At 64.9% G+C, this 24910-nt stretch carries 24 protein-coding genes; 7 read left to right on the top strand and 17 right to left on the bottom strand.

The genetic code is table 11. The features are described from left to right. Position 1: 1 nt before the first annotated feature. Positions 2 to 1618, top strand: coding sequence for an iron ABC transporter permease (locus BH683_RS27185; protein WP_246833645.1), 1617 nt, complete (start codon positions 2 to 4; stop codon positions 1616 to 1618). Between the two features lie 23 nt (positions 1619 to 1641). Continuing rightward, positions 1642 to 2406, top strand: coding sequence for an SDR family oxidoreductase (locus BH683_RS27180; protein WP_084839624.1), 765 nt, complete (start codon positions 1642 to 1644; stop codon positions 2404 to 2406). 33 nt (positions 2407 to 2439) lie between these two features. Here BH683_RS27180 and BH683_RS27175 read toward each other — a convergent pair whose 3' ends face one another. The 14 genes from BH683_RS27175 to BH683_RS27110 form a co-directional block, all read right to left on the bottom strand. Continuing rightward, entirely contained in the window at positions 2440 to 3456 is a 1017-nt protein-coding gene (locus BH683_RS27175) for an MBL fold metallo-hydrolase (protein WP_246833625.1), read from the bottom strand. Further along, positions 3453 to 3782 (bottom strand): EthD domain-containing protein, encoded by a 330-nt coding sequence (locus BH683_RS27170; protein WP_084839403.1) that lies wholly within the window; start codon positions 3780 to 3782, stop codon positions 3453 to 3455. The genes BH683_RS27175 and BH683_RS27170 overlap by 4 nt, the downstream gene beginning before the upstream one ends. Before the next feature lie 71 nt (positions 3783 to 3853). Further along, positions 3854 to 4477, bottom strand: a complete 624-nt coding sequence (locus BH683_RS27165) for a TetR/AcrR family transcriptional regulator (RefSeq protein WP_084839402.1) — start codon at positions 4475 to 4477, stop codon at positions 3854 to 3856. Between the two features lie 41 nt (positions 4478 to 4518). Next, positions 4519 to 6033 carry a class I adenylate-forming enzyme family protein gene (locus tag BH683_RS27160; RefSeq protein ID WP_094647801.1) on the bottom strand — a complete coding sequence of 505 codons (1515 nt, stop codon included), beginning with the start codon at positions 6031 to 6033 and terminating at the stop codon, positions 4519 to 4521. Continuing rightward, positions 6030 to 7130: an NAD(P)-dependent alcohol dehydrogenase gene (locus tag BH683_RS27155; RefSeq protein ID WP_246833624.1), complete on the bottom strand. Its 1101-nt coding sequence runs from the start codon at positions 7128 to 7130 to the stop codon at positions 6030 to 6032. Before BH683_RS27155 ends, BH683_RS27160 begins: the two co-directional genes overlap by 4 nt. After that, entirely contained in the window at positions 7115 to 7903 is a 789-nt protein-coding gene (locus tag BH683_RS27150; protein ID WP_084839401.1) for an SDR family oxidoreductase, read from the bottom strand. The genes BH683_RS27155 and BH683_RS27150 overlap by 16 nt, the downstream gene beginning before the upstream one ends. A gap of 16 nt (positions 7904 to 7919) precedes the next feature. Beyond that, complete coding sequence (locus tag BH683_RS27145; RefSeq protein WP_084839400.1) at positions 7920 to 8678, bottom strand: glucose 1-dehydrogenase; 759 nt, start codon at positions 8676 to 8678, stop codon at positions 7920 to 7922. Then, positions 8675 to 9877, bottom strand: coding sequence for an acyl-CoA dehydrogenase family protein (locus BH683_RS27140; RefSeq protein WP_084839399.1), 1203 nt, complete (start codon positions 9875 to 9877; stop codon positions 8675 to 8677). Before BH683_RS27140 ends, BH683_RS27145 begins: the two co-directional genes overlap by 4 nt. 24 nt (positions 9878 to 9901) lie before the next feature. Then, positions 9902 to 10870 carry a phosphotransferase family protein gene (locus tag BH683_RS27135; RefSeq protein ID WP_084839398.1) on the bottom strand — a complete coding sequence of 323 codons (969 nt, stop codon included), beginning with the start codon at positions 10868 to 10870 and terminating at the stop codon, positions 9902 to 9904. Continuing rightward, positions 10867 to 12075: an acyl-CoA dehydrogenase family protein gene (locus BH683_RS27130; protein WP_084839397.1), complete on the bottom strand. Its 1209-nt coding sequence runs from the start codon at positions 12073 to 12075 to the stop codon at positions 10867 to 10869. The genes BH683_RS27135 and BH683_RS27130 overlap by 4 nt, the downstream gene beginning before the upstream one ends. Continuing rightward, complete coding sequence (locus BH683_RS27125) at positions 12072 to 13223, bottom strand: thiolase family protein (protein WP_084839396.1); 1152 nt, start codon at positions 13221 to 13223, stop codon at positions 12072 to 12074. The genes BH683_RS27130 and BH683_RS27125 overlap by 4 nt, the downstream gene beginning before the upstream one ends. Next, entirely contained in the window at positions 13220 to 13597 is a 378-nt protein-coding gene (locus tag BH683_RS27120; protein WP_084839395.1) for an OB-fold domain-containing protein, read from the bottom strand. Before BH683_RS27120 ends, BH683_RS27125 begins: the two co-directional genes overlap by 4 nt. A 40-nt stretch (positions 13598 to 13637) precedes the next feature. Further along, a complete protein-coding gene (locus BH683_RS27115; RefSeq protein WP_084839394.1) occupies positions 13638 to 14426 on the bottom strand; it encodes an enoyl-CoA hydratase/isomerase family protein in 789 nt (262 codons plus the stop codon). A 116-nt stretch (positions 14427 to 14542) separates the two neighbouring features. Further along, positions 14543 to 15688, bottom strand: a complete 1146-nt coding sequence (locus BH683_RS27110) for an acyl-CoA dehydrogenase family protein (RefSeq protein ID WP_084839393.1) — start codon at positions 15686 to 15688, stop codon at positions 14543 to 14545. Positions 15689 to 15780: 92 nt separating this feature from the next. On the opposite strand from BH683_RS27110, the gene BH683_RS27105 reads away from it, so the two are divergent. Both BH683_RS27105 and BH683_RS27100 read left to right on the top strand, forming a co-directional pair. Beyond that, positions 15781 to 16164: a nuclear transport factor 2 family protein gene (locus BH683_RS27105; RefSeq protein WP_084839392.1), complete on the top strand. Its 384-nt coding sequence runs from the start codon at positions 15781 to 15783 to the stop codon at positions 16162 to 16164. Continuing rightward, positions 16161 to 16535, top strand: coding sequence for a hypothetical protein (locus tag BH683_RS27100; protein ID WP_084839391.1), 375 nt, complete (start codon positions 16161 to 16163; stop codon positions 16533 to 16535). Before BH683_RS27105 ends, BH683_RS27100 begins: the two co-directional genes overlap by 4 nt. Positions 16536 to 16559: 24 nt before the next feature. Here BH683_RS27100 and BH683_RS27095 read toward each other — a convergent pair whose 3' ends face one another. Beyond that, positions 16560 to 17594: an NADP-dependent oxidoreductase gene (locus BH683_RS27095; protein WP_084839621.1), complete on the bottom strand. Its 1035-nt coding sequence runs from the start codon at positions 17592 to 17594 to the stop codon at positions 16560 to 16562. A gap of 123 nt (positions 17595 to 17717) precedes the next feature. Here BH683_RS27095 and BH683_RS27090 point away from each other — a divergent pair, with 123 nt between their 5' ends. Further along, complete coding sequence (locus BH683_RS27090) at positions 17718 to 19304, top strand: MFS transporter (protein WP_084839390.1); 1587 nt, start codon at positions 17718 to 17720, stop codon at positions 19302 to 19304. 12 nt (positions 19305 to 19316) lie between these two features. Next, positions 19317 to 21251 (top strand): FAD-dependent oxidoreductase, encoded by a 1935-nt coding sequence (locus BH683_RS27085; protein WP_084839620.1) that lies wholly within the window; start codon positions 19317 to 19319, stop codon positions 21249 to 21251. A gap of 92 nt (positions 21252 to 21343) precedes the next feature. Here BH683_RS27085 and BH683_RS27080 read toward each other — a convergent pair whose 3' ends face one another. Beyond that, positions 21344 to 22279: an adenylate/guanylate cyclase domain-containing protein gene (locus BH683_RS27080; protein WP_246833623.1), complete on the bottom strand. Its 936-nt coding sequence runs from the start codon at positions 22277 to 22279 to the stop codon at positions 21344 to 21346. Next, complete coding sequence (locus BH683_RS27075; protein ID WP_084839389.1) at positions 22276 to 23520, bottom strand: TetR/AcrR family transcriptional regulator; 1245 nt, start codon at positions 23518 to 23520, stop codon at positions 22276 to 22278. The genes BH683_RS27080 and BH683_RS27075 overlap by 4 nt, the downstream gene beginning before the upstream one ends. A gap of 147 nt (positions 23521 to 23667) precedes the next feature. Between BH683_RS27075 and BH683_RS27070 the strand changes: the two genes are divergently transcribed. Beyond that, a complete protein-coding gene (locus tag BH683_RS27070) occupies positions 23668 to 24876 on the top strand; it encodes an acetyl-CoA C-acetyltransferase (RefSeq protein ID WP_084839388.1) in 1209 nt (402 codons plus the stop codon). The last annotated feature ends 34 nt before the right edge of the window (positions 24877 to 24910 follow it).

Below are 24910 nucleotides of genomic sequence, written 5' to 3'. Positions count from 1 at the left end.
GATGGCGATACTCGCCTATCTCGTTCTCCTGCCGATGATTCGACTGCAGCTCCTGGCGTTCGAGAACGGCGGGCAGGGTTATCGCACCACCTATGGTCGCTTCGACATCGCCGAGACGATCTGGACCACCATCGCCTTGGCGCTGGGGTCCCTCGTCATCGCACTGGTGCTCGGCACGCTCCTGGCCTTCGCCGCGAGCAGACTGCCGGCGAAACTGGGATTCCTGCGGATCATCCCCATTCTGCCCATCGTCATGCCTGCGGTCGCAAACATCGTGGGCTGGGCGTTCCTGCTCTCGCCCGGCCCGGGGTACCTGAACGTGCTTCTCCGAAAGTTGCCCTGGTGGAGTGGATCCGACAGCGGACCGATCGACGTGTACACCGTCCCGTGGATCATCATCCTCACCGGGTTCGGGCTCACCTCGTTCGTCTATCTCTTCGTCAGCTCAGGGATGCAGAACATCAGTTCTGAGCACTTGGAGGCCGCCCAGGTCAGCGGGTCGTCGACCGTCGGTGTCTTCTTCAAGGTCGTGCTTCCCCTGTTGCGGCCGTCCCTCATCTACGGCGGCGGCATCGCGTTCCTGCTCGGACTGGGACAGTTCACCGGACCGTTGTTGCTGGGTCAGAACAGTGGTGTGAAGGTCCTGACCACCGAGATGTACCGCCGGGTGTCGGAATCGCCATCCGACTTCGCGGCCGCCGCCGCCGCCGGCTCACCGCTGGTGATCTTCGGTATCGCACTGGTGCTGGTCCAGAAGCTGATGCTGGGCAACCAGACCCGTTTCGTCACACACGGCGGGAAGGCTTTCGCGCCGCCGACCGGCAAGGGCACCTGGGCGACGGTCACCATCTCGTTGTTCGCGCTCTTTGCACTGGTGATACCGCTCGTGGGCTTGGTCATCGTCTCGTTGACCCCGTACTGGTCAGGGTCGCTGTCGTGGGGTCTGTTCACCCTCGACAACTTTCGTGAGTTGTTCCGCACGGATGCGATCGTCGAATCCGTCGTCACGAGCGTCGTCACCTCGCTGGGTGCTGTCGTCATCGTCGTGCCCATCGGATATCTGATGGCCAATCTCCTGGTACGGGGTCGGCGGTTCAAGATCTTGGCGTTGATCGGCGATCTGATGACCGCGCTGCCCCTGGGCATTCCGGCAGTGATCTTCGGTGTCGGGTTCCTGCTGACCTACACCGAGCCGCCGTTCATCCTCTACGGCACCCGGACGGTGATCATCCTGGTCTACATCGTGCTGATGCTGCCGTTCGCGACCCGTATGCAGATGACCGCGATGCTGTCGCTCGGCAACACATACACCGAGGCCTCGGCTACGAGCGGCGCCTCACCATTCGTGACCAACATCCGAATCATGTTGCCGCTCATGCGTCCGACCATTCTCAGCGCGGTGGCTCTGATGTTCATCCTGCTCACCCACGAGTTCGCGGCGTCGCTGCTGGTGCGTGCGTCCACCACCCAGGTCATGGGCACACTGCTGTTCGACATGTGGCAGAACGGAACGTATCCGTTGGTGGCGGCGATGGCCCTGCTGATGACCGCGGTGACCACCGGTGGGGTGGCGATCGCCATGCTGGTCGGCGGCCGAAACGTGCTCAGCAAGCTGTGATATCCGGAAAGGGCTACGACGCAATGCATGGTGGTCGATCGCGGCTGCAGGACAAGGTGGTGCTGGTCACCGGTGCGACCGGGGGAATCGGTGTCGAGATAGTCAGGCGGCTGGCCTCGGAGGGCGCAGTCGTGGTGGCAACAGATCTCGACTCCGAACGTTGCGGGACGCTGATCGCGGGACTCGACGAACCGGATCGGCACCTGGCCCTCGGTCTGGACATCGCGTCGGAACCGCAATGGTCCGAGGTCGTCTCCTCGGTGTCGGACCGCTTTTCACGACTCGACGCGGTGATCAACAACGGTGCCATCGGCAGTCTGGGATCGGTGGTCGACGAAGACCTGGATCGCTACAACCGCGTCATCGAGGTCAGCCAGACAGGCACCTGGCTCGGGATGAAACACGCCGGAGCCTTCGTGGAGCGGTCCGGGGGCGGGTCGATCGTCAACATCTGCTCGATTCTCGGCACCGTCGGCGGGTTGGGGAACAGCTTTGCGTACGCGGCCGCGAAAGGCGCCGTGCGGACGATGACCAAGAACGCCGCCCTGTACTGGGCCACGAAGGGCGTGCGGGTCAACTCGATACATCCCGGATTCATCGAGACGCAGCAGCTGCTCGATCGCTACGAAGGCACCGAGCGCCATCAGGCGATGCTGGCGAACACCCCGATGGGTCGACTGGGCAAGGCCGCCGAAGTGGCAGCTGCCGTGGCATTTCTGGCCGGGGACGACGCCACGTTCATCACCGGCATCGAGCTGAACGTCGACGGGGGATGGACCGCCGCCTGAGCGGGTTCGACCGCAGGTTCGGGGTGGATGTCTTCATCGCACTGTGAAGACATCCACCCCGTCCTGGTTTTCGACGAGGAGCTTGCCGCGGTGAGCGAGTACATCGAGGTGTGCGAGCGTCTCGCAGGTGGCGACCATCTGATTGAAGTTGTCGAGAGTGTCGAACGGGCGCTCACGGCGGGTCCAGGTGAGTGCCTGCGCAACCGAGAGTCCGGTACCGGAGCTCAGCCCCTCCACGGCGGCAATGGTGGCCGCGAACCGCCGCTCGTGATGGGCGATCAGTTCGCGAACGCGGGCGTGGACCCCGGAGCCCGGGTCGCCGTGGGACGGCAGCATCATGCGGTCGCTGTCGTCGAGCATCAGGTTCAGTGATCGCAGGTACTTGTCCAGCGGAAGGTCCCAGTCCCCGAGTTCGAACCCGATGGACGGGGTGATCGTCGGCAGTACGTGGTCGCCGGTGAAGGTCACCGTGCGATCCAGGTCGTGGAAGACCATGTGTCCCTTGGTGTGTCCGGGGGTATGGACTGCGAACAGATCGTGACCGGGCAGGTCCAGGGGACCCTCCGACAGCCAACTGTCCGGTGGCTCCCAATCCGCCGCGACAAATGGCTCACCGACGGAGTCCTTGTACGCCTGCTCAGCTATCAGATGTGCACCTGCCCGGTTCAGTTCGCGAAGTGAGCTCTCGGGTACGTTGCTGCCCAGTCTGGCGATGGCGTCGATGCCGGCGGCCTCAGCGCTGCCGAGGTGGATCCGGCATCCGTGCCGGCGACGCAGTTCGACGGCGAACGTGTAGTGGTCACGATGCACGTGGGTGACGTAGATGTCGTGGATCGCGTCGGCCGTCCGTCCGATCTGGGCCAGGGCGGCAGTGATCTCCGCGTAGGTGGTCTCGCGATGCCATCCGCCATCGATGAGCGCTAGGCCGGAGTCGGTCTCGAGGACGTAGACATTGATCGCCCGTAGGCCGTCCCCGGGCATCTGCAGAGGAATCCGATGGACACCCTCGGCGACAGTGAAGCAACCGGGGTCGGACCAGGTGATCGTCACGGGGTGGTGAGCGGAACCATCGTCTGCTCGCTGCCGTACCAGATCATGCGCCTCCCACCCATGTCGCCGACATTGGCGACTGCCTCTTTCCATTCCGGGCTCGCCAGAGCGGCTTTGAGCGCCTCGGGAGACTCGAAGCTCAGTACCGACAGTCCATCCCAGCCGGCCGACTTCTCGTCGAAGGTCTCTTGGAGGTCGGTGTGCTGCCAGCGCAGGAGTCCGGGGAGCTTGTAGGTGGGTTCGGCGTGCTCCCCGCGCCACCAGTCGATGAACTGTTCGTGGGTCCAGGCGCTCGGCTTCGTGCCGAGAACGATCAAGTTGTACATGGGTTCTCCTAACTGAATTTGGGTCGATTCTGGGCCGCTGCGGAAGCCGAGTGAATTCGTCGAATACCGGACTAGGGCCGGACGATCCTCAAGGCCGCGTTGGTCACCGTGACGTTGATGTCGTCGATGGTCAGCTTCCCCTCCGGCCGATACCAGCGCCACACGCTGATGATGAGGGGTAGGACGAGTCGCCCCAGCATGCGTGGATCGTCGTCGATGAAGGCGCCGCTCTTGATCCCGGAGGCGATGAGGGCGGTCCACTTCACCTCGATCTCCTGGACGAGCTCGCGGCAGCGGATCCGCTCGGCTTCTTCTTTCTCGGACTGTCGGGGTGTCGCCAGCAAGTCCATGTGGTTCTGCAGGATCCGGCGCTGAAGGGCGTCGGTGGGGGAGGCCTCCAGCGCTGCCGTGACCGCGGCGCGCAGCGCTTCTTCGGGATCGGACTGCGAGGCCGTCGCCGCGTCGAATCGCTCGACGGAATCGGCCAATTCGAGACGCATGATGGTCAGAAGGCAATGCGCCTTCGATTCGAAGTAGTGATACAGCGCGGTCTGGCCGATGCCGACCTCGTCCGCGATCGATGCCCATTTGGTGTGTTCGTAACCGACCTTGCCGAACTGGTCGATGGCAGCAGAGAGGATGCGTGTTCGCTTGGAGCGCGGGCTCTCGCGCTTCACAGTGGCATCAACCGTCATTGTGGTCCCCCGGGATATCGTCATGTACGTCTTCACCCACGCTACCGCGTTTGAGCTGAACTCGGGTCGGTTAGTGCCACCAGCCGGGATGCCAGCCCCACCGCGTCCGGCCGGGAGAGCTTACCGACCCGATTCTGCGGCAGATCCTCCACCGTGAACAAGTATTCGGGCCACTTGAACTTGGGAAAGTCTGACTGCGCCAACTGCTCTGTGACGTCATGCAGGGTCAACTGTGGACCCCCGGTGACCACGAGCGCCGCTGCCCGTTCCCCGAGCAGATCGTCCGGCACCGGCACCACACAGACCTGGACCACCTGAGGGATCGAAGCTATCGCCGCTTCGAGCTCGTTGATGTCGATGTTGCGGCCACCGCGGATGATGATCTGCTTCTGCCGTCCCATCACCCTGATCGACCCGTCGGCGGCAACCTCGACGAGGTCTCCGGTCGGCAAGAATCCGTCTGCGGTCAGTTCCGGTGGTGTGGGGGTGCCGCCGCGGGCGTATCCCACGAACAGTGATGGACCCTTGACCTGAGCGTCACCGATCTCATCGGGAGGCACCGGGACGCCGACCCCGTCGACCGCGCGAACAATGGTTCCGGGGAAGGGCCGACCGTCTCGGCCGAGTCGGACCGCAGGTGGATCATCGAGTTGCGGGGTCGTGTGGCCCAGGCACTCGGACATTCCGAAGACGCGCAAAAAGGTGGTACCGAGATGGGTTTCGGCTTGGCGGAGTGTCCGTTCGTTCATCGGGCCACCGCCGATCGTCATCGCCCGCATCGATGAGAGCGTGCCCTCGGCGCCTTCGACCACCGACAGCTGCAGCGCCATGGTCGGAACGAGCATCGTCCACGCGACGCGTTCGCGAGCCATCACCTCCAGAGCGACGCTTGGTGACCATTTGCCGACCGAGACCATCGTCCCGCCGAGGTGGGCGGGCAGATACATGCCGAAGCAGAACGCGGCCACCGAGGACAGTGGGACGAACGCGCCGACCGGTTCTCCGGGCTGCAGGCCGACCGTGTCGATGGTGCTCTGACAGGCGTAGCGGATCGCTTGCTCGGACTGCACAACACATTTGGGCCGTCCGGTCGATCCGGACGTCATCGCGATCGCTGTGCCACCGTCCCACCGTTCGACGTCTCGGAAGGACCTGCGGGCGCGGAGACGATGCGTCTCGAAGGCATCGTGGAGTATCGGGAAGGCGGTGTCCGAGACAGCCCAGTGGGTCATCGATCTCGGTTCGGCGACAACGAGGTCCGGATCGATGTCCTCGATCGCCAGCTCGAACTCGGACTCGGCTGCATGTGGACTGAACACCGCGACCACGCCACCGCGGAGGCCCACGGCCAAGGCCGCCGCCACGGTGTGCCAGGTGTTGTCGGCCTGGATCAGAACCGTGGGAGCGCCCGCGTCGATACTCGCGATCCGGTCGGCCAACGTCTGCGCCGCAGCGACGACCTTGCTGGTGCTGTGGCGCCCGAGATCATCGACGACGGCGATCGAATCGGGCGCCGACGCGGCTCGTGCGAGCATCTCCTGGGCGAGAATCTTCACTGCGCTGTCTCTTTCCTGATGCGTTGGTGATGGGGAGTCGACGGAGTGATCACTGCGCGCCCGGCGATCGAGCCGGTACGCAGTAGCCGGTATACGTCGGCGGCCTCACTCAAAGGGTAGGTCGCCGTCTCGGCGTGGAGGCGGCCCCGGGCCGCCAGGTCGACGACGGCTTCGAGGTCGGCCCTGGTTCCCCAGAATGGGGCGTTGACCTGCCAGCCGTTGACCAGCCCGACGTCTTTGCCGATGGTGAGCCGGCCGCCGCCACTGCCGACCATCACCATTCGGCCACCGGGTGCGAGCAGGCGCGCGGCCGGTTCGACGGTGGTCGGTGCGCCGGCGAAGTCGAATACGAGATCGGCACCGCCGAGGGCGCGTATGGCGGATGTCGCGTCGTCGAGGGTGGGATGGGAGCTGAGCGCGCCCAGCGTCAGAGCAAGATCAAGAGACTCGGCCCGGGTGTCCACCGCGATGATCCGGGTGACACCCAGCTCACGAAGGATCTGAAGCGCCAAGTGGCCGAGCCCGCCGATACCGATCACCACCGCGACGGTCCGCGTGTCGACGAGGTCGGCATTGGTCCGGATCGCATGGTAGGCGGTCAATCCGGCGTCCGCGAGTGGTGCTGCCTCGGCGTGACCCAGGGAACCGATCGGTACCAGGACGTCGGCCGAGGGGACGAGCATGAACTCGGCGAGCCCGCCGGGGTGGCCCAGGCCGTTTCCGATGCGCGCGAGCCTGCCATCGGCATGCGGAGCCAGACGCAGGCAGTAGTTCTCGCGGCCCCGAAGACAGTTGCGGCACCGCCTGCACGACCAGATGCCGTGGACAACTGCCGATTCACCGACCCAGGCCTCGTCGGCCGAATCACCCACCGCCACCACCGTTCCCGCGACCTCGTGGCCGAGGGTGAGGGGAAGGGGGTAGTCGAATCGGCCGGCGTCGGCGTCCATGACGTGGAGATCCGAGCGGCACAGGCCGACCGCGCCGACCTCCAGCAGAAGTTCATCGCCCGTGGGTTGCGGCTTCGAAATCTCCCGCAATTGCGGAGATTCGCCCCACGCGATGAGCTGTACCGCCAACATCAGCGGGCGGTCCATCCGCCGTCGACGATGAGGGTCTGGCCGGTCATGTACGACGATGCATCGGACGCGAGAAACAAGACGGCGCCGTTGATCTCGCCGTCGACGCCGCCGCGGCCCAGCATGGTGTTACGACGCACCCAGCCGGCGGACTTCTCGTTCTCGAACAAACCATCGGTCATCTCGGTATCAAACCATCCGGGAACGACCGCATTGACCCGGATCCCACGGCGGCCCCATTGGCCGGCGAGTTCACGCGTCAGGCCCAGCGTCCCGGCCTTCGAGGCCGCGTAGCTGGCGCCCCCGATCGGCGCCGTGGACACCAGCCCGATGACCGAGGAGATGTTGATGAACGAGGCACCGCTCCCTTCGGGCAATTGTGTTGCGGCATAGGTGGCCAGGTGGAACCCCGCCACCAGGTTGAGCTCCATCACGGAGTTGAAGCCGTCGACGGTCTCGTCCTCGGCGAATGGGGGACCGGGGCGGCCGGCGTTGTTGACCAGGATGTCGAGGCGCCCGGATTCGCGTAGCGCGCGGTCGACGAGTTCTCTACGGTCGGCGTCCACAGTGACGTCGCACCGAATCGGGACGATGCGGGGGTCGGTTGCGGCCAGTTCTTCGAGTCGTTCGAGTCGCCGGGCAGCGGCGTACACGGTGGCGCCCGCTGCCGCGAGTGTGCGGGCGAATCCCAGGCCGAGACCCGAGGATGCACCCGTGACAACGGCGACCCGACCGCTCAGATCGAACAGTTCTGCGGGCGTCGATACTGCGACGGAAGTGTTGTCTGTCAATGTCTTCCCCTCGTCCTCAGTAGACCGCGGTCCGGCCGCCGTCGACCGGGATGATGGCGCCGGTGGTGTATCCCGCGGCGTCGCCCGCGAGGTGTGTCACGAGGCCGGCGATCTCGTCGGGATTGCCCAGACGACCGGCGGGCAGGCGGTCGACGATCTTGCCGATGAACTCGTCGTCCCAGTTCTCGGCCATGTCGGTGGCGAATCCGCCCGGCATGATGCAATTCACGCGAACCGTCGGACCGTACTCCTGCGCGTAGGCCATCGTCAGGGCGTTGAGCCCGTTCTTGGCCGCCGCGTACATCGCCTCCGGCGGACTCGGTCGTACCGCTCCGATGCTGGAGATGTTGATGATGGAACCGCCGCCGGCGGCCACCATACGTGCACCGGCGACTGCCATCAGCCGGAACGGCCCCTTGAGATTGACCTCGATGGTCTTGTCCCACAAAGACTCTGTCACCGACACCAGATTCTCGGCCAGCGGTGCGATACCAGCGTTGTTGACGACGACGTCGAGGCTGCCGTACGTGGCGATGATCTCGTCGACGGCCGGTTCGATCGACTCCCATTTGCCGACGTGCAGTGCGAACGGGTGAGCGCTGCCCGGCCCGGTATCGCCGAGGCTCCGGACAGCGGCCTCGCAGGCCTCGAGTTTGCGGCTCGAGACGATCACGGTGGCGCCGGCATCGCGCAGCCCGCGGGCGATCGCCAGTCCGAGACCGCGGCTGGCGCCGGTGACCAGTGCGACCTTGCCATCCAAATACGCTGTGCTCATTTGTATTTCTTCAATTCCAGTCGGGCGATCGTACGCAGGTGCACTTCATTGGGGCCATCCGCGATCTGGAGCGCGCGGGTGATGGCGTGCAGGCGGGCGAGGATCGTGTCGTCGCTGACGCCGGCGGCGCCGAAGGTCTGCACGGCGCGGTTGACCACGTTGTGCGCGACCTCCATAGCCGAGACCTTGATGGCCGCGACCTCGGAGCGTGCCGACGCATTGCCCTTGGTGTCCATCAACCAGGACGACTTGAGGACGAGGAGGCGGATCTGATCGATTTCGATGCGGCTCCGGGCGATCCACTCCCGAACCACTCCCTGGCTTGCCAGCGGTCCGCCGAACGCAACACGGTCGATCGAGCGTCGGCACATCATCTCGAGCGCGCGCTCGGCCATGCCGATGGCGCGCATGGCGTAGTGCATGCGGCCGGGGCCGAGTCGTCCCTGCGCGATGGCGAACCCGTCGCCCTCGGCGCCGAGCATGTTCGTCGCGGGCACCCGCACGTCTGTGAACTGGACTTCGCCGTGTCCGAGGCGGTCTTTGAAGCCGAACATCGGCAGATCGCGAAGGACCTCGACGCCGGGAGCGTCGGCGGGTACCAGGATCATGCTCTGCTGCCGGTACGTTGGACCTTCGGGGTCTGATTTGCCCATGAAGATTATGAGCTTGCAGTCCGGGTCCAGGACGCCGGAGGTGTACCACTTGCGGCCGTTGAGAACGTAGTCGTCCCCGTCGCGCAGGATGGTCGAGGTGATGTTGGTGGCATCCGAACTCGCCACCTCTGGTTCGGTCATCGCGAATGCGGACCGAATGCTGCAGTTCAGCAGGGGTTTGAGCCACTGCTCTTTCTGCGCTTCGGTGCCGAACATGGCGAGGATCTCCATGTTGCCCGTATCGGGTGCGGAGCAGTTGATGGTCTCGTTGCCGATGATGGAGCGGCCCACGACCTCTGCGAGCGGGGCGTATTCGAGGTTCGTCAGGCCGGCGCCGAGACCGTCATGGGTCATGAACAGATTCCACAGTCCGAGTTCTCGGGCCTTTGCCTGCAGGTCCCGCATGATCTGCGGTTGCTCGTGCGGGTTGTCATTGGCGGCTATCTGGGCGTCGTAGACCTTTTCGGCGGGATAGACATGCTGGTCCATGAAGCTCTCGAGGCTGATGAGCAGTTCCTCGGTACGGGCGGAGTAGGAGAAATCCACGGTGAAACTCCTGTGGGTTGAAGGTCAGCGGTCGAGCAGGGCGGTGCCGGTGTCGATCAGGCGATTGATGGTGGCGGGCAGCTTTTCCTGATCGGGGTCGTGGTGTCGGCCCTCACGATGCCGACGAAGGTTGTGCCCCATGATGGCCGCCATCTTGAGCCGGCCGAGGGCGTCGAACCAGGTGAGGTCGGGAAGGGGCTCGCCACCGTCGGTGTAGAGGTCGATCAGCTCGTCGGTCGAGGGCAGTCCGGCGACTTCTCGGCCGACGTCGGGGAAATTGCTCCCGTCTGCAAAGACGAAGAACCAGCCGAGTTCTACGCGAGGGTCGCCCGCGCTCCAGATCTCCCAGTCGATCAAGGCGACGGGCTCGGTACCTTGCGACAGGATGTTGCCGAGCCGGTAGTCGCCGTGCACCAGTGCGGGCGTGATGGGCGCCGGAACTGAGTTCTTCAGAAGCTGCAGCAGCTTGTCGCCACCGACCACCAACTCCGGGGGGACGGCAGCCAGCGTGCGGGCCCACCGCTCGAGTTCGGCGGCGGGGGTGAGCGGATCGTTGATGCCCTCGATCACGGTGAAGTCGATGTCGTGCAGTCGCGGCAGGATCTCGGCGGCCCGGCGCATCCGGCTCGCCGCGAGTGCCGGTTCGACCGCGGGGTCGTCGAGCACCGGCTCGAGCGATTCGCCCGGTACGAACTCCATTGCAAACCAGGCAGGTTCGGTGCGATCGACCGCCACCACCCGCGGCACCGGCATATCGCTGTGCTCGAGCGCCTGCAGAATGGTCGCCTGTCGGAGCATGTCGTGACGGCCGATCGAGCGCTGGCCCTCGGGCACGGCCTTGACCACGACGTCGCCGCCCGACGTCGACACCTTGTATGTCAGGCCGGAATGGCCGCCGGGCAAGGTCTCGAAATCCGTCAGCACCAGACCGCAGTCGGTCAGGAGCTTGTCGGCGACGCGATCGCGAAGGGACGGTGAGGTCGGCGCGGTCATGGGCGTGGCTCCCGGGGTAGGCCGAGGACACGCTCGGCGATGATGTTGTGCTGGATCTCGTCGGTGCCGCCGGCGATCTTGTAGCCGGGCGCACCGAGGACGTGCTCGGACCAGGCGAAGGTGCCCCACTCGCCGGAGTCCGACGTCAGGTCACGGCCGAGGAGTAGCCGCGCGACCTCGGAGGTGCGGGCCATGGTGTCGGTCGCCAGTAGTTTGCCCAGAGACGCCTCCGGTCCCGGGTCTTTTCCGGCGACCACCGCTCCCGCGACCCGCATGTTGCTGATCCGCTGGACGTAACTGCGGGTCACCATATCCGCGACGCGGTCTTTCTCCAGGTCGCTGAGGGGTCGGCCCAGGTTGCGAGCCAACTCGACTGCCTGATCGGCGTTGGCGAGTCCGAGGTTTCCGCCATCGAGCCGTTCGGCGGCCAAGACGGTGAGCGCCACGGGCCACCCTTTGCCGACCGGGCCCAGCCGGTAGGTGTCGTCGAGCTGCACACCTTCCAGGTAGACCTCGTTGAAGGACGCACCGCCGGTCATCTGCCGAATCGGGCGCACGGTGACGCCAGGGGCATCCATCGGGATGAGGAAGACGGTCAATCCGGCATGTTTGGCAACGGTCGAGTCCGTGCGGCACACCGCCACCCCGATGTCGGCCACGCTCGCGCCGGAGGTCCATACCTTGTGTCCGTCGATGGTCCACGTCCCGTCGGATTCGACGGCGCGGGTGCGGACGGCGGCGAGATCAGAACCGGCCTCGGTTTCGGAGAACAGTTGGCAGGCGATCAGATCGGTACGCAGCATCGCCCGGACATACTGATCCCGCTGTGCCGGAGTGCCCCACTGAGCAATGGTCGGTGCGACGAGTTGTTGTGTCACCGAGAACATCTCGGTGCGTTTGGGAATGTCGAATCCCTCTTCGACGCGGCGGAACGCCAGCGTGTACGAGAGGGGGAGATCGCGGCCCCCGTACTCGGTCGGGGACGACAGTGCACCCCAGCCGGCGTCGAACTTCGCGCGCTCGTACTCGGAGATCGCGTCGGTATGGGCTTTCTCCTCGGCGGGTGTCCAGCTCTCGAACACCGACACCGAGTCGTCACCGCGACCCCACGGGGCCTCGGTGCGTGGCGCAGCAATGCTCTGCAGCCAGGCGGTCGCGTCCGCGGTGAACTGGCCGAGTCCGGGGATGCTCTGCTCGGCGGTCATACCGACAGCACCGTGCAGGCGCTGATGCCGGGTGCGCCGTAGACGTGGGTGAATCCCGTTGTGGGGGAGCCGGGTACCTGACGGTCACCGGCTTCGCCTCGCAGCTGGGTGACGATCTCATGCACCTGTCGCAGACCGGACGCGCCGATGGGCTCACCGTTGGCGATGCATCCGCCGTCGGTGTTGACAGGAATGCTGCCATTGATCTCGGTGGCGCCGGCGGCGATGAGTTCTTCTTGCTCGCCGGGTTCGCAGAATCCGCACTCGGCCATGTGCATGATCTCGGCGCCGCTCTCGGTGTCCTGGAGCTGCGCGACGTCGATGTCCGACGGTGTGACACCGGCTTGTTCGAAGGCAGCGCTGGCGGCATCGGCGCTGACGCTGGTGGGTTCGCCCTCACCTTGTACTGCCGGACTGAACACCTCGAAGGAACCGAATCGTCTGGTGCGATGGGTGATCGCCCGTAGCTGTACCGGACGTCCACCCAGTCGGCGGACTGCGGCCTCGTTCGCGACGATGACGGCGGCACCGCCTTCCCCCGGGGAGCAGAACATGTAGCGGGTCAGTGGGTCATTGACCATGTCGGCCGTCGCGATGGCCTCGACGGACATCGCCTCGCGCCGCCACGCGTTCGGGTTGAGGACACCGTTGCGGTACGCCTTGGCGGCGACCCTGGCCAAGGTCTCCCGGGAGATGTTGTGTTGGTGCATGTATCGCAGGATCTTCGAGCCGAAGAACTGGGTCGTCACCATGAGTCCGGCCTCGCCGTACCCCTCGGGCAGACCCCATTCGGCCGGTTTGGGGTCGAAGGCGCCGCGTGGATGTTTGTCGAATCCCACCGCGAGTGCGATGTCCGCAGCACCGGCGCGCACCGCGTTGACCGCGGAGAACAACGCGCTACCACCGGTGGCGCAACCGTTCTTGACGTTGGTGAACGGGATACCGGTGAAGCCCAACTCGGCGACGAGGGTGTCGGCCAGGCCTGATCCGTCGCTGCCGCCGAAGGCCACCTGGACGTCTGGCCAGGTGAGTCCCGCGTCGTCCAGTGCATTACCGATTGCGGTGACCGCCATCTGACGCCCGGTGACGCCCGGCTGCCGACCGAACTGGGACAGTCCGGCGCCGATGATCGAAACATTCTGCGTCACTGGCGCGCTCCTGCTACCGCGGCGGTGCCGACGGCGAACCGAGGCACCGGTGAGATGGAGACCAGGCTCACCGGCGCTCGATCCAGTTCGGAGAAGTCGTCACAATCGAGGATTGCTTGGATCTTGATCCCTTCGGGGAGTTCCACATATCCCACCGCGAAGGGCGAGAAACCTTCGACGGGTGGGATATACGGCGGAGATTTGGGCGGAAACCGCTGGATCGTGTACGCCCAGACGACTCCGTGCGTGCTCAGCTCCACCGCGGTCGTGGTTCTGCTCGCACATCGACTGCACATCTCGTTCACCGGGAATGCGACTGTGCCGCAGACGGTGCACTTGCTGCCGTGGAGCACCGCGGTTCGCGTCTCGCCCATCTCTTTTGTCCTCTCCGAAGTGGTGGTGATCGTCAGCCGATCAGCGGCCGACCCACTTGGGCTCACGCTTCTCGAGGAATGCGGTGACACCTTCCCGGCCGTCCTCGGACTGCAGCGCGTTACCGACCGCGAGGTGCTCCATGACCATGAGCGACTGGATGTCGGCGTCGAGGCCGCGGTCGATCGTCATCTTGGTGAGCTTCATCATGAACGGGCTCTTGTCGGTGAGCTGGGCGATGAAGTCTTCGACCGTCTGGTCGAGCTTGTCGGCCGGGGCCGAGGCGTTGATGAGGTCGAAGTCGGCGGCCTCGATGCCGGAGAGCAGCTTGCCGGTCAGCATCAGTTCCTTGGTCTTGCGGATGCCGATCATGCGGGGCAGGCGGTAGATGGGGCCGGCGCCGCCGAAGAGGGCACGGCGGATGTGGAAGTCGCCGATCTTGGCGTCGTCGACGGCGATCGCGAAATCGCAGGAGATCATGAGTTCGAAGCCGCCGGCGGTGACATAGCCCTCGAGGACCGCGACCGACGGGGTGTTCATGGAGTAGAGGCGATCGCAGACCTTGGCCGACAGGACGGCGACATCCATCGCGTTGGTGCTACCGACGTAGTCCTTGAGCAGGATGTCCAGGTCGAATCCCGAGCAGAAGGTGTTGTTCACGCCGCGCAGGACGAGGACCTTGAGGTTCGGGTCGGCGTCGACCTCGGCGATGATCTCGTCGAGCCGGTACAGCAGCTCGGGGGTCACGGCGTTCTTCTTGTGCGGGCGGTTCAGCCACACACGTGCGACGTCTCCGTCTTTTTCCAACAGGATGTGGTCGGTGTCAACCATCGGATGCCTCTCGTTTGACTTCAAATTGAACTGGATTCACTTCAGTTTTACTCGGTTGGCGGCGTTGCGTCAATACCGTTGCTCTTCGACGTGGCTCGACTCGCGTTCTCGGCCGGTCAGATGCCGATGAGGTCCGCGATCCGGGCCCGGTGTCGTCGTGAATCGCCCTGCAGCGCTTCATTTCCCAACGCGCGTCGAAAGTAGGAATGGGCGGGGTGCTCCCAGGTGAAGCCCACGCCGCCGTGGAGCTGGATTGCCTCTGCGGCGGCCTCGAGGGCCGCGTCGGTGCACACGGCGCCGGCCACCGCGACGGCGAGCTGCGCTTCATCTGGGTCTTCTGCGAACACTGCAGCGGCGTAGCGCGACGCTGACCTCGCCCGCTCCAGGGTGATCAGCAGATCGGCGAGCCGATGTTTGATGGCCTGGAACGAGCCGATCGGTCGGCCGAACTGTTCCCGGGTCGATACGTACTCGAGGGTGAGCTCGAGCAGCCGGTCGACGATGCCGGTGTTCTCGCAGGCGACCGCGAGAATTCTCAGATCGTCGATCCGCGCCCGAAACGCGGCATCGGCGCCAGGTTCGGTCATCGCGAGAGCTGCCGATCCCTCGAAGGAGACGTCGGCGAGTCGCCGGGTGGGGTCGATCGCGCTTCTCGTGACGCGTGACCTCAGCGACGGGTGGACGGCGAAAGTTCTCCGGCCGCCGGTGGTCTCCGCCGACACGACCAGCACGTCGGCGGCATCGCCCCCGACCACGTGGGTGACGGTGCCGCTCACCGTCCACCCGGAATCGGTTTCCACGGCGTCGAGCTGGTCCTGCTCTGGTTCGAGACTGCTGACCGCGACGAGGAGGCTGCCGTCCATCGCATGCGCGAGCAGTGCTGCGATGCCTTCGTCGGCAGTGCCGAGCAAGAGCGCCTGGGTTCCGACGATTGCCGACGAGAGCACCGGCTCGCAGACAAGCGCGCGGCCGCACTCCTCTCCGATGATGCTCAATTCGTCGGTGCCGTACCCGAGTCCGCCATGGGACTCCGGCACGGCAAGGGCGGCGACGGACATGTCGTCGGCCAGCTGTTGCCACAGTTCCCGGGAAAAGCCCTGTTCAGAAGCGGACGCTTTCCGTACCGCGTCGATATCGCTGTGTTTCGCCAGTAGCCCGCGGATGGCGTCGCGGAGTTCCTGTTGTTCGACACCGGGAGAAAGGGAGGCGGGCTCGGACCGCGGCCAGGTTTCTTCGATGGCTGTGGCGCCAGGAGAGGTCATCAGGTTCCAGTCGAGTTGAGTTCAGTTTGGTTCTTCGAGACTAGCGCGAACAGGTCTCGACAACGAGGGTTTTACTGAACTAAGTTCATTTCATGGGAACTTTGATCGAGGAGTACTACGCGACACTGGACAGTGGACATCTCGAGGACGCGGTGGGCCTGCTCGCCGACGACGTCCAGTTCACGATGGTGTTGCCGACCGGCATCAACCGGGACGGCGGGCGAATGAGCATGCTGGACTATCTGCGCGCCCGGCCGGATGTCGATAGGAAGCACGTGTTGTTGCGGGTGGCGGCCGACGGCGACGTGCTGTTCGCGCACGGTGCCGTGACCGAAAGGGGCTCCGTCACCACCGGATACTTCGTGGGCGTGATGCACGTGAACGCCGACGGTCTGGTCGATCGCTACCAGGTGTCATTCGACCCCGAATTCTCCCTTCTGCCAGAAGGTTTCACCCCTGAAGGAGCGTCAGCATGACAGCGACCGTCTCGACTCCGGTGCTTGCCCAGTGGTTCTCGTACATGGATTCCGACGATCCCGACCGCGTGCTGACCATGATCTCCGACGATTTCGTGATGTCGGTGCTGTTTTCGAAGGGCGGCGGGGAGTCGGCCGAGTTCGTCGGTGATCGAGAGGGTTTGGTGGGCTACCTGGCGCAGCGGGAGAAGAGCACCTTGGTCCACCACATCGACAACGGGGCGGTGGTGGACGGTGTGGAGGTGGTTCTCGGTCGTACCACCCGGGCCGGTGCCTTCGAGGCCACGTTCAACGCCAGTGCGCAGGTGACTGCGGACGGCAAGGTGCGCAGGGTGCTCATGGCTCGGACCACCGAGGTCGCATTCGACTGAGCTGCGTACCTCACAGCCGGAGGTCTACGGCTCCAAGCGGACGAGTGTCTTTCCGGTGTTGTCTCCGGCCAGCATCGCGGTGAGGGCGTCCGGCGCCTGCTCGAGGCCGTCAAAGACCAACTCGCTGTACTTCATCCGGCCTTCACGTAGATATCCGCCGATCTCGGTGCGCATCTCGGTGGCCAGGTGGTTGAACGACCCGGCGCGGAATCCTTCGACTCGGATGCCCTTGGAGACGAGCTGGAAGAGATTGGACGGTCCCGGCGCGGGAGTGGCGTTGTCGTAGTCGGACAGTGCGCCACACACAGCGACTCGGCCGCCGGGGCGCATGTTGTCCAGTGCGGCGGCGAGGTGTTCGGACCCTACGTTGTCGAAGTAGACATCGATACCGGTAGGCGCTGCCTTCGCGACAAGATCTGTGATCGGCCCCTCGTGGTAGTCGAAGGCGGCGTCGAGGCCGAGTTCGTCCAGGAGGTAGGAGACCTTCTCGGGACTTCCTGCCGAGCCGATCACGGTGGCGCCGCGCTGTTGTGCGAGTTGGGCCGCGATGCTGCCGACTGCGCCTGCCGCTGCTGACACCCAGAGTGTGTCGTTCGGACGGAGCCCTGCGACCCCGAACAATCCGGCGTAGGCCGTCAACCCCGAGCTGCCCAGCGGGCCGAGAAACCATTGCGAGGGGAGTTTCCCTGCGTCGAACCGGCTCAGGCTCCCGTATCCGCCGATCGTCGCGCCGTCGGTGCCGATCACCGCGTAGTCGCGGTAGCCGTACATGTGGGAGACGGTGTCTCCCGGCGCGAACTCGCTGTTCCTGGATTCTTCGACCACGCCGAGGGCGAGGCCGACCAGGGGCTCACCTGGCTCGAACGGTGGCAGGTAGCCGTTCGGCGTGCTGGATCGGAGTCGGATTCGGATCGACGGGTCGATCGAGAGCCACGTGTTGCGGACCAGGACCTCGCCGGGCCGCAAGTCTGGAACAGGTGCCGACGTGATGATCAGGTCCGATGCCTTCAGCCGACCGTCTGGTCTGGACTGCAGGGTCAGCAAGCGATTGTGCAACATCACGGGGGTTGTCTCCACTCTCGATGAGGTTCATTCTTAATGAACAGACTTCAGTTCAGGCTATCGTGAGATTCGACTCAGGCAACAGGGTTGTCGAAGTGGATTCGAAGCGAGGAGGCAGACGTGACCGACGCAGCGCAGATGGGATTCTTCGCGCCGCTGCGCGTCCGCCGCCTGCGTCTGATGCTCCTGGTCGAACTCGGTGCCAGTGTCGGAGTGTGGATCCTGGTACTCGCGGCGCAGTGGATTCTCACCGAAGCGGGCGAATCCGCGACCACGGTCTCAGCTGTTCAGTTCGCGATCAGCGTGCCGTTCTTCCTGTTCGCACTGCCGATCGGCGCCATTGCCGAATACACCAGCCATCGACGTCTTCTGGTGGGCATCTCGGTGATCTTGCTGATCGCGTCGGTGGTACTCGTTGTTCTCGACATCCTCGGCCAGGTCGGCGTCGTGGTCTTGATGGGTAGCGTTTTCGTGGCCGGCGCAGGCCTCGCCGTCGTCGCCATCGTGTGGCAAGCGCTGTTGCCCCACCTCGTCAGCCGCGACATGATGGCGGTCGTTCCGGCGGTCGATGGTGCGGTGTTCAATGGGGCACGCGCGATCGGACCGCTGATCGGCGGTGCGATACTGGCGGGACTCGGATCGACGTGGGCCTTCGCCTGCGTCGGAGTCCTGTTCGCAGGCTGCGCCGTGATCGCAGCCTGGCAGGTGCCGGCCGCAGCGGGCACCGGTGCCCGAAGCCCGGTCGGCAGAGCGGTATCCGGGGGAATCCGGTTCATCCGCCACTCGAGGTGGACGCGCCGGTTACTGGTCCGGTTGACCGTATTCGGCATACCGGCCAGCTGTCTGTGGGCTCTCCTGCCACTTGTTGCCCATGATCGCCTTCACGCGAGCACGTTCGAGTTCGGTGTGATGTCGGGCGCGATCGGTGTCGGAGCGGTGGTCGGCACCATCGTCCTGATGCCATTGCGGGCGAAGATGAGCTGGAACCGATTCGTCGCGTTGGGATCCGGCGCATACGCGATCGTTCTGGCGGGGATGGCATTCTCCACCAGGTTTGACGTGATCCTGGTGCTGATGGTGATCGTCGGCGCTGCGTGGGTCGGGGTGCAGAGCACCTGGATGATCGCGGCCCACAGCGTCGTACCTCCGTGGATCAAGGCACGCATCATCGCCTTCATCATGCTGATGTTCCAGGGCAGTCAAGCCGTCGGAGCACTCATGTGGGGAGTACTCGCCGATTTCATCGGCCTGGTTCCGGCTGTCGCCACCGCGGCAGGCCTGATGATCGTTTCCGCTGTCGGGGTCCTGCGGCGGGGAATATTTCCGAGCGAGGGCATTGCTCCGGACCCTGCGGATTTCGAGGCGGTGGCGCTGCCCGAGGTCGAGTACGGGGACCGCCAGGTGCTCGTCGAGACGACGTACGTTGTGGCGCCGGAGAATCGCGCGCATTTCATGCATGACATAGCGGAACTGAGGCGTTCCCGACTTCGTCTGGGAGCGCTGCGGTGCACCGTCATGCAGGCCGCGGAGCACCCGGACACCTACGTGGAACATTGCACCTTCAATGCCTGGGCGGACTACATCTCGCAGGAAACCGAGAGGCTCACCGTGCCGGAGATGCGTTTGCGGGAAGGGGTTGCAGCACACCTCGAGTCCATGCCGGTGACCAGGGTGCTGGTTGTCGAGGAGGGAACGAACAGAAGATGAAAGAGGATGTCGATGGGAAATGATTTCCCGCACCTGTTTTCGCCATGTGACCTCGGCGGGGTCACGCTCAAGAACCGGCTGGTCGCCTTGCCTGCCGGGACGAGCATGGCAGAGCACGGGGTACCCACGCACGGAGACACCGAGCACTTCGAGCGTCTGGCGGCCGGCGGAGTAGGACTGATCATCGGTGGCGCCACGGTGGTACACCCGACGACGACCCTGCGATCCAGAAAACTCATCGAGGGATACCGCGACGAGTTCGTTCCCGCTGCCGCTGCAAAAGCTGACGTCATCCACCGACACGGAGCGCGGTTCATCGGGCAACTCTGCCATCTCGGGCGAGAGTTCATCGGTGGTGAATCGGATTCGCCGCCCTCGGCTCCGTCGGCGATCAAGACGGCGCGCGACGCCTACCCGCCACACGAGTTGACCGTCCCCGAGATCGAGGACATCGTCGAAGGCTGGCGGATTTCGACCGAGAACCTGGTCAAGGCAGGTGCAGACGGAGTCGAGGTGCACGCTGCCCACGGCTATCTACCGGCCCAGTTCATGTCACCGCTGACCAACCGAAGGACTGACAGCTTCGGCGGGTCTTTCGAGAATCGGATGCGGTTCACCCGCTTGGTGATCGAGGCGATGCGGTCGGTCATTCCCGCCGGGTTCGTTCTCGGGGTGCGACTCAGTGGCGAAGAAGAGATCCCCGGCGGGATGGGCATCGAGGACTGCGTGCGTAGTGCAGAGAATCTGGCGGATCTCGGGATCGACTACTTCAGCATCACCCACGGCACCCGCGGCAGATACGTGAAGGACTCGACCAACGAAGATGGGGTCGCCATCCCGTCGGCGTCGAGAGTCCGTGCGGCGACCGGGGTTCCGACTCTCGTCGGTCAACGGATCCGGGATGCGGCGACAGCAGACCACGCCATCAAGAACGGGCACGTGGACATGGTGGGTATGGCGCGGGCACTGATCGCCGATCCAGACCTCCCGATCAAATCGGAGACCGGCCGGCTCGACGAGATCCGAGGCTTTCTCGGGATCAATCAGGACTGCCGGGCATTCGACCCACATCTGCACTGTGCGGTGAACGCCGAAATCGGTCGTGGCAGGCATCCGGGCGTGGGAGTCCCGGCACCGAAGTCCAAGGAGGTGTACGTGATCGGCGGTGGCCCGGCAGGACTGGAAGCTGCTCGCGTCGCAGCAGGTCGGGGGCATCACGTCACCTTGTTCGAGCAGAGCACAGTTCTCGGTGGTGCTGTCAGGGTTGCTGCTGCTGCACCCCACCGCGCGACCCTGGGGGACGTCATCGACTATCTTCAGCGCGAACTCCGACGCCTGAAGGTCGATGTGAACCTTTCTGCCGGTATCGAAGTCGATGATGTGGCAGATATTCTGGAAGCGGCAGATCACGTCGTTGTCGCCACCGGGTCACGACCTGCGGATCTACCAGTCGGGCTGGGCGACCGGCCTGCGGTGACGGTCGACGATGTACTGCTGGGTCGACTTCCCGATTCGGCGAGCCGCCGCGCTGTTGTGTACGACGAGGGCGACGGGTTCTGGCCCGCCTACTCCGCGGCAGAGGCTCTGGCACAGGCGGGTTGGCGGGTCACCTTCGCCACCGCGCTCACCGGACTCGCCACACGGGTACCGGCGGAGAGTGCCGGGCCGCTGCTCGGCAGACTCGGCGCTGCCGGGGTCGATTTCAAGGTGGGGCACTCGCTGGTGGTCCCCGGCGACGCATCGCAGCCGCAACTGCTTCGTCCCGTATTCGGAGGTCCCGACACAGAGGTCGAGGACGCGCTCACCGTCTGGCATCAGCCACGCGTTCCGGCGCCGCTGCTGGGGCTCGAACCGGGCAAGAACGTCAGCATCATCGGCGACTCGGTCACACCGCGCCGACTGAGCCACGCCATCGACGAGGGATACCGCCTCGGCGCCGAGCTGTGAAATCTGCAGTCTCACAAACAAAAACACACCGTTCGGTCACAAACACACGTTCAAACAGGTGCGTGTGACCGAACGGTGTGCTTTTGTGGGGCTCAGGCCTTCTTGTTCGCCTCGAGCACACTGGCCCGAAGCCGTTTGTAGCCCCGCACGTGCAGGCTGCCGATCGATTTGAGGAAGAAGCGATCGTCGCTTTCGATCGCGTTCCCGAGTTCGGTGTCGGCGAGGACGGTGCCTGGTCGGGCCGAACTGGTCAGCCGGGCCGCGATATTGACCGGTTCACCGAAGACATCGCCGAGCCGGGTCAGCACGGTGCCGAAGGCGATGCCGACGCGTAGCGGTGGGAGTCCGTGTTCGTCTGTGAGTTGTTGCAACGCAAGGGCTATGTCCGCCGCTGCTGCGGGGTCCTCGACCTCGAACATCACGGCATCGCCGAGGGTCTTCACCACCCGGCCACCGCGAGAGGTGATCACCAGGTAGGCGTTGGTCTCGAACGTTTCGAGCAGGCCGTCGAGTTCATCCATGCCGATCTTGCGGGACAGGCTGGTGTACCCGACGATGTCGACGAACCCGACCGCGAGCGTGCGGTTCACACCGTCGGTGGTCGCCAATGCATTCTGCAGCGCGGACGCGAGGTGACGGCGCCAGACGAGGGTTTGCACCCGCTGGACCGCATTCAACATGGTCTCGAGATCCGGACTGTCGCCGCTGCGGATGCGATCGGCCATGTTGCCCGCCTCCCAGTCCGCCAGGCGCGACATCGTCTGGCCGAGAGCCCGCGCCATCGCGATCTCGAACTCAGGCGGCTGTCCCTCGTCCAACCCCCGGACGAGCTGCAGAGCCTGGACGTCGTCGGCGGTGAAGAGTTTGTCGTCGCCCTCCATCGTGAAACCGAATGCCGACCAGACCCGCCGGGCGTGATCTTCGGAGATGTTCAGAGCCGCGGTCATGTCTTCGAGCGTGAAGAGGCGCTCTCCGCCGAGCAACTGCGTCTCGATGGTCTTCGCGCTGATATCGGCCTGTTCGGTCACGGCAGGACGTTCCCGGCCCGCCCGTTCGGCGCGGCCTCGGGCAGTCCGAGAACGCCTTTCATCAGGTATGCCAGCAGGGCCGGCATGTCGGGCCTGCTCCAGTTGCGGCGCAAGCGCATGGCGTCGTTGGCAATCGTCAGTGCTGCGTGCACGGTCACCGCGGCCTCCGGGGTCGGTAGGTCGGTCTCGATCTGCTCGACCAGGTTCACCCAGCGTCCCACGTACCGGCGCTGATAGGTGATCAGATCGCCGTTGTCGAAGCGTTCGAGCACACTTCGGCTGTTGAACGACACCGACAGGTCGGGCGTCGACGTCAGCACCTGGACGTACGACTCCACGAGTACCGCCAGCAGCGATTGCGGATCGGAGGCGATCGAGTACGCCGCTATGGCACTGGCCTCCAGCCGGTTCGCGCTCCGCTGACTGATGCCGATGAGAATCGCCTGTTTGCTCGGAAAGTGTTTGTAGACACTGGGTCCGGTGATCCCCACGGCCTCGCCGATCTCGTCGACACCGACGGTCGCGAACCCGCGCTGCTGGAACAGGGCTGCGGCGGCGTCGAGGATCTCGTCCCGGCGGCCGGACGGTTCGGCCATCGCACGGGGCATCGGTGGGATGGGGGCGGCGTGTTCGGGGGTCAGCTCGACAACCCTGTCGACGAGTTTGACCAGTTGCGCGACGGCCCGTGAGGTCGAGATACGGGTGCGGTGCACCGACACGCTGCCGTTGACGCTCAGGATCGACCAGGCCAGCTGATCGATGTCGCGGGCGGACAGGTCGGTGCGATGGGCGAACACCGCACCCGACCATCGCTGCAGCACCTTGCGGGTACGCCGGGCGACCTCGTCGTTCTGGTCCGGCGTGAGGTGCGCGGTGGACCAGCGCCACAGGGCAGCCGACCGCGGATTGGTCACACCGAGGGCGCACAGCTTCTCGATGGCCTTGTCGATCGGTATCTCTCCGTCGTCCCCGGGGGCCAGTGCGGTGTCGGTGCACTTCTCTATGTCCTCGACGCCCGACATCACCGCCGCATAGAGAATCGCCTGTTTGTCGACGAAGTGCCGATAGATCGACGGTCCCGTCACCCCTGCGGCCTTCGCGATGTCCGCCACCGAGACATGGTCGTAGCCGCGCGCCAGGAAGAGTTCGGCAGCACGGTCGGTGAGCTGGTCTTTGCGGTCGGCCGGCCGACGATGACGCTGTGTTCGCTGGCCGTCCGCGACATCGGGGTTCGAGGACATTGTGAATCAACCCTAGCGCATGATCGGACGATTGAATGCTGCTCTGTACTCGGGGTATGGTCAAATAAGTTACAGCGCGTTAGCCTAGTGTTAGATCGAAGGCGAGCGCTGGCGAACAGCGCAGTTCATCTGAAAGGAAACCCCAGCGTGACTGATGCATACATCTTCGAGGCAATTCGTACGCCTCGCGGCAAGCAACGTAAGGGCTCGTTGCACAGCGTCAAGCCCGTCGACCTCGTGGTCGGGCTCATCAACGAACTCAAGGTTCGCTTCCCCGATCTCGACCCCGCCGACATCAACGACGTCGTGCTGGGCATCGTGTCGCCGGTCGGCGAGCAGGGTGCGGTACTCCCGCGGACGGCCGCCCTCGTGGCAGGTCTGCCCGACACCGTTCCCGGAACCCAGATCAACCGCTTCTGCGCCTCCGGACTCGAGGCCACCAACCTCGCCGCCCAGAAGGTCGCCTCCGGCTGGGACCAGCTGGTCATCGCCGGTGGTGTGGAGTCGATGTCTCGCGTGCCGATGGGCAGCGACGGCGGCGCCATGTTCACCGACCCGACCACCGCATTCGATCTCTACATCGCTCCGCAGGGCATCGGTGCCGACCTGATCGCCACCATCGAGGGCTTCTCTCGCGAAGACGTCGACGCTTACGCCGCCGAGTCGCAGGCCCGCGCCGAGGCCGCCTGGTCGGCCGGATACTTCGCCAAGTCGGTCGTCCCGGTCAAGGACATCAACGGCGTCACCCTGCTCGATTACGACGAGCATCGTCGCCCGGGCAGCACCGTCGAGAGCCTCGGCAAGCTGAAGCCGGCCTTCGAGGGTCTGGCCGCCATGGGTGGATTCGACGATGTCGCGCGCCAGAAGTACGTCAACGTCGAGAAGATCAACCACGTGCACACCGGCGGCAACTCGTCCGGCATCGTCGACGGTTCCGCGCTGGTCCTGGTCGGTAGCGAGGCCGCAGGCAAGAAGGCCGGGCTGACCGCACGTGCACGCGTCGTCGCGACCGCGCAGACCGGTAGCGATCCCACGATCATGCTCACCGGACCCACCCCGGCGACCGAAGCCGTTCTCGCCAAGGCCGGACTGACCATCGACGACATCGATGTGTTCGAGCTCAACGAGGCATTCGCCTCGGTGGTCATGAAGTGGATGAAGGATCTCAACATCCCGCACGAGAAGACCAACGTCAACGGTGGCGCGATCGCCATGGGCCACCCGCTCGGCGCCACCGGCGCGATGCTGGTCGGCACCGTCCTCGACGAACTCGAGCGCACCGGCGGCCGCTACGGCCTGATCACCCTGTGCATCGGCGGCGGCATGGGTGTCGCCACGATCATCGAGCGTGTCTGACCCTCTCCGGCCCTTCCCCACTTCACGAAAGAGT

Origin of the sequence: Williamsia sp. 1138, assembly GCF_002095435.2 — a bacterium.
Taxonomy (GTDB): domain Bacteria; phylum Actinomycetota; class Actinomycetes; order Mycobacteriales; family Mycobacteriaceae; genus Williamsia.
This window is presented reverse-complemented; position numbering and strand designations above follow the sequence as displayed.

Excerpts from the sequence above, each read along its gene's own strand:
- BH683_RS27115 (WP_084839394.1), bottom strand. The coding sequence starts at position 14,426 with ATGGTTGACACCGACCACATCCTGTTGGAAAAAGACGGAGACGTCGCA.
- BH683_RS27180 (WP_084839624.1), top strand. The coding sequence starts at position 1,642 with ATGCATGGTGGTCGATCGCGGCTGCAGGACAAGGTGGTGCTGGTCACC.
- BH683_RS27100 (WP_084839391.1), top strand. The coding sequence starts at position 16,161 with ATGACAGCGACCGTCTCGACTCCGGTGCTTGCCCAGTGGTTCTCGTAC.
- BH683_RS27135 (WP_084839398.1), bottom strand. The coding sequence starts at position 10,870 with ATGACCGCGCCGACCTCACCGTCCCTTCGCGATCGCGTCGCCGACAAG.
- BH683_RS27110 (WP_084839393.1), bottom strand. The coding sequence starts at position 15,688 with ATGACCTCTCCTGGCGCCACAGCCATCGAAGAAACCTGGCCGCGGTCC.
- BH683_RS27145 (WP_084839400.1), bottom strand. The coding sequence starts at position 8,678 with ATGAGCACAGCGTATTTGGATGGCAAGGTCGCACTGGTCACCGGCGCC.
- BH683_RS27075 (WP_084839389.1), bottom strand. The coding sequence starts at position 23,520 with ATGTCCTCGAACCCCGATGTCGCGGACGGCCAGCGAACACAGCGTCAT.
- BH683_RS27185 (WP_246833645.1), top strand. The coding sequence starts at position 2 with ATGGCGATACTCGCCTATCTCGTTCTCCTGCCGATGATTCGACTGCAG.
- BH683_RS27130 (WP_084839397.1), bottom strand. The coding sequence starts at position 12,075 with ATGACCGCCGAGCAGAGCATCCCCGGACTCGGCCAGTTCACCGCGGAC.
- BH683_RS27155 (WP_246833624.1), bottom strand. The coding sequence starts at position 7,130 with ATGGACCGCCCGCTGATGTTGGCGGTACAGCTCATCGCGTGGGGCGAA.
- BH683_RS27165 (WP_084839402.1), bottom strand. The coding sequence starts at position 4,477 with ATGACGGTTGATGCCACTGTGAAGCGCGAGAGCCCGCGCTCCAAGCGA.
- BH683_RS27085 (WP_084839620.1), top strand. The coding sequence starts at position 19,317 with ATGGGAAATGATTTCCCGCACCTGTTTTCGCCATGTGACCTCGGCGGG.
- BH683_RS27095 (WP_084839621.1), bottom strand. The coding sequence starts at position 17,594 with ATGTTGCACAATCGCTTGCTGACCCTGCAGTCCAGACCAGACGGTCGG.
- BH683_RS27105 (WP_084839392.1), top strand. The coding sequence starts at position 15,781 with ATGGGAACTTTGATCGAGGAGTACTACGCGACACTGGACAGTGGACAT.
- BH683_RS27120 (WP_084839395.1), bottom strand. The coding sequence starts at position 13,597 with ATGGGCGAGACGCGAACCGCGGTGCTCCACGGCAGCAAGTGCACCGTC.
- BH683_RS27170 (WP_084839403.1), bottom strand. The coding sequence starts at position 3,782 with ATGTACAACTTGATCGTTCTCGGCACGAAGCCGAGCGCCTGGACCCAC.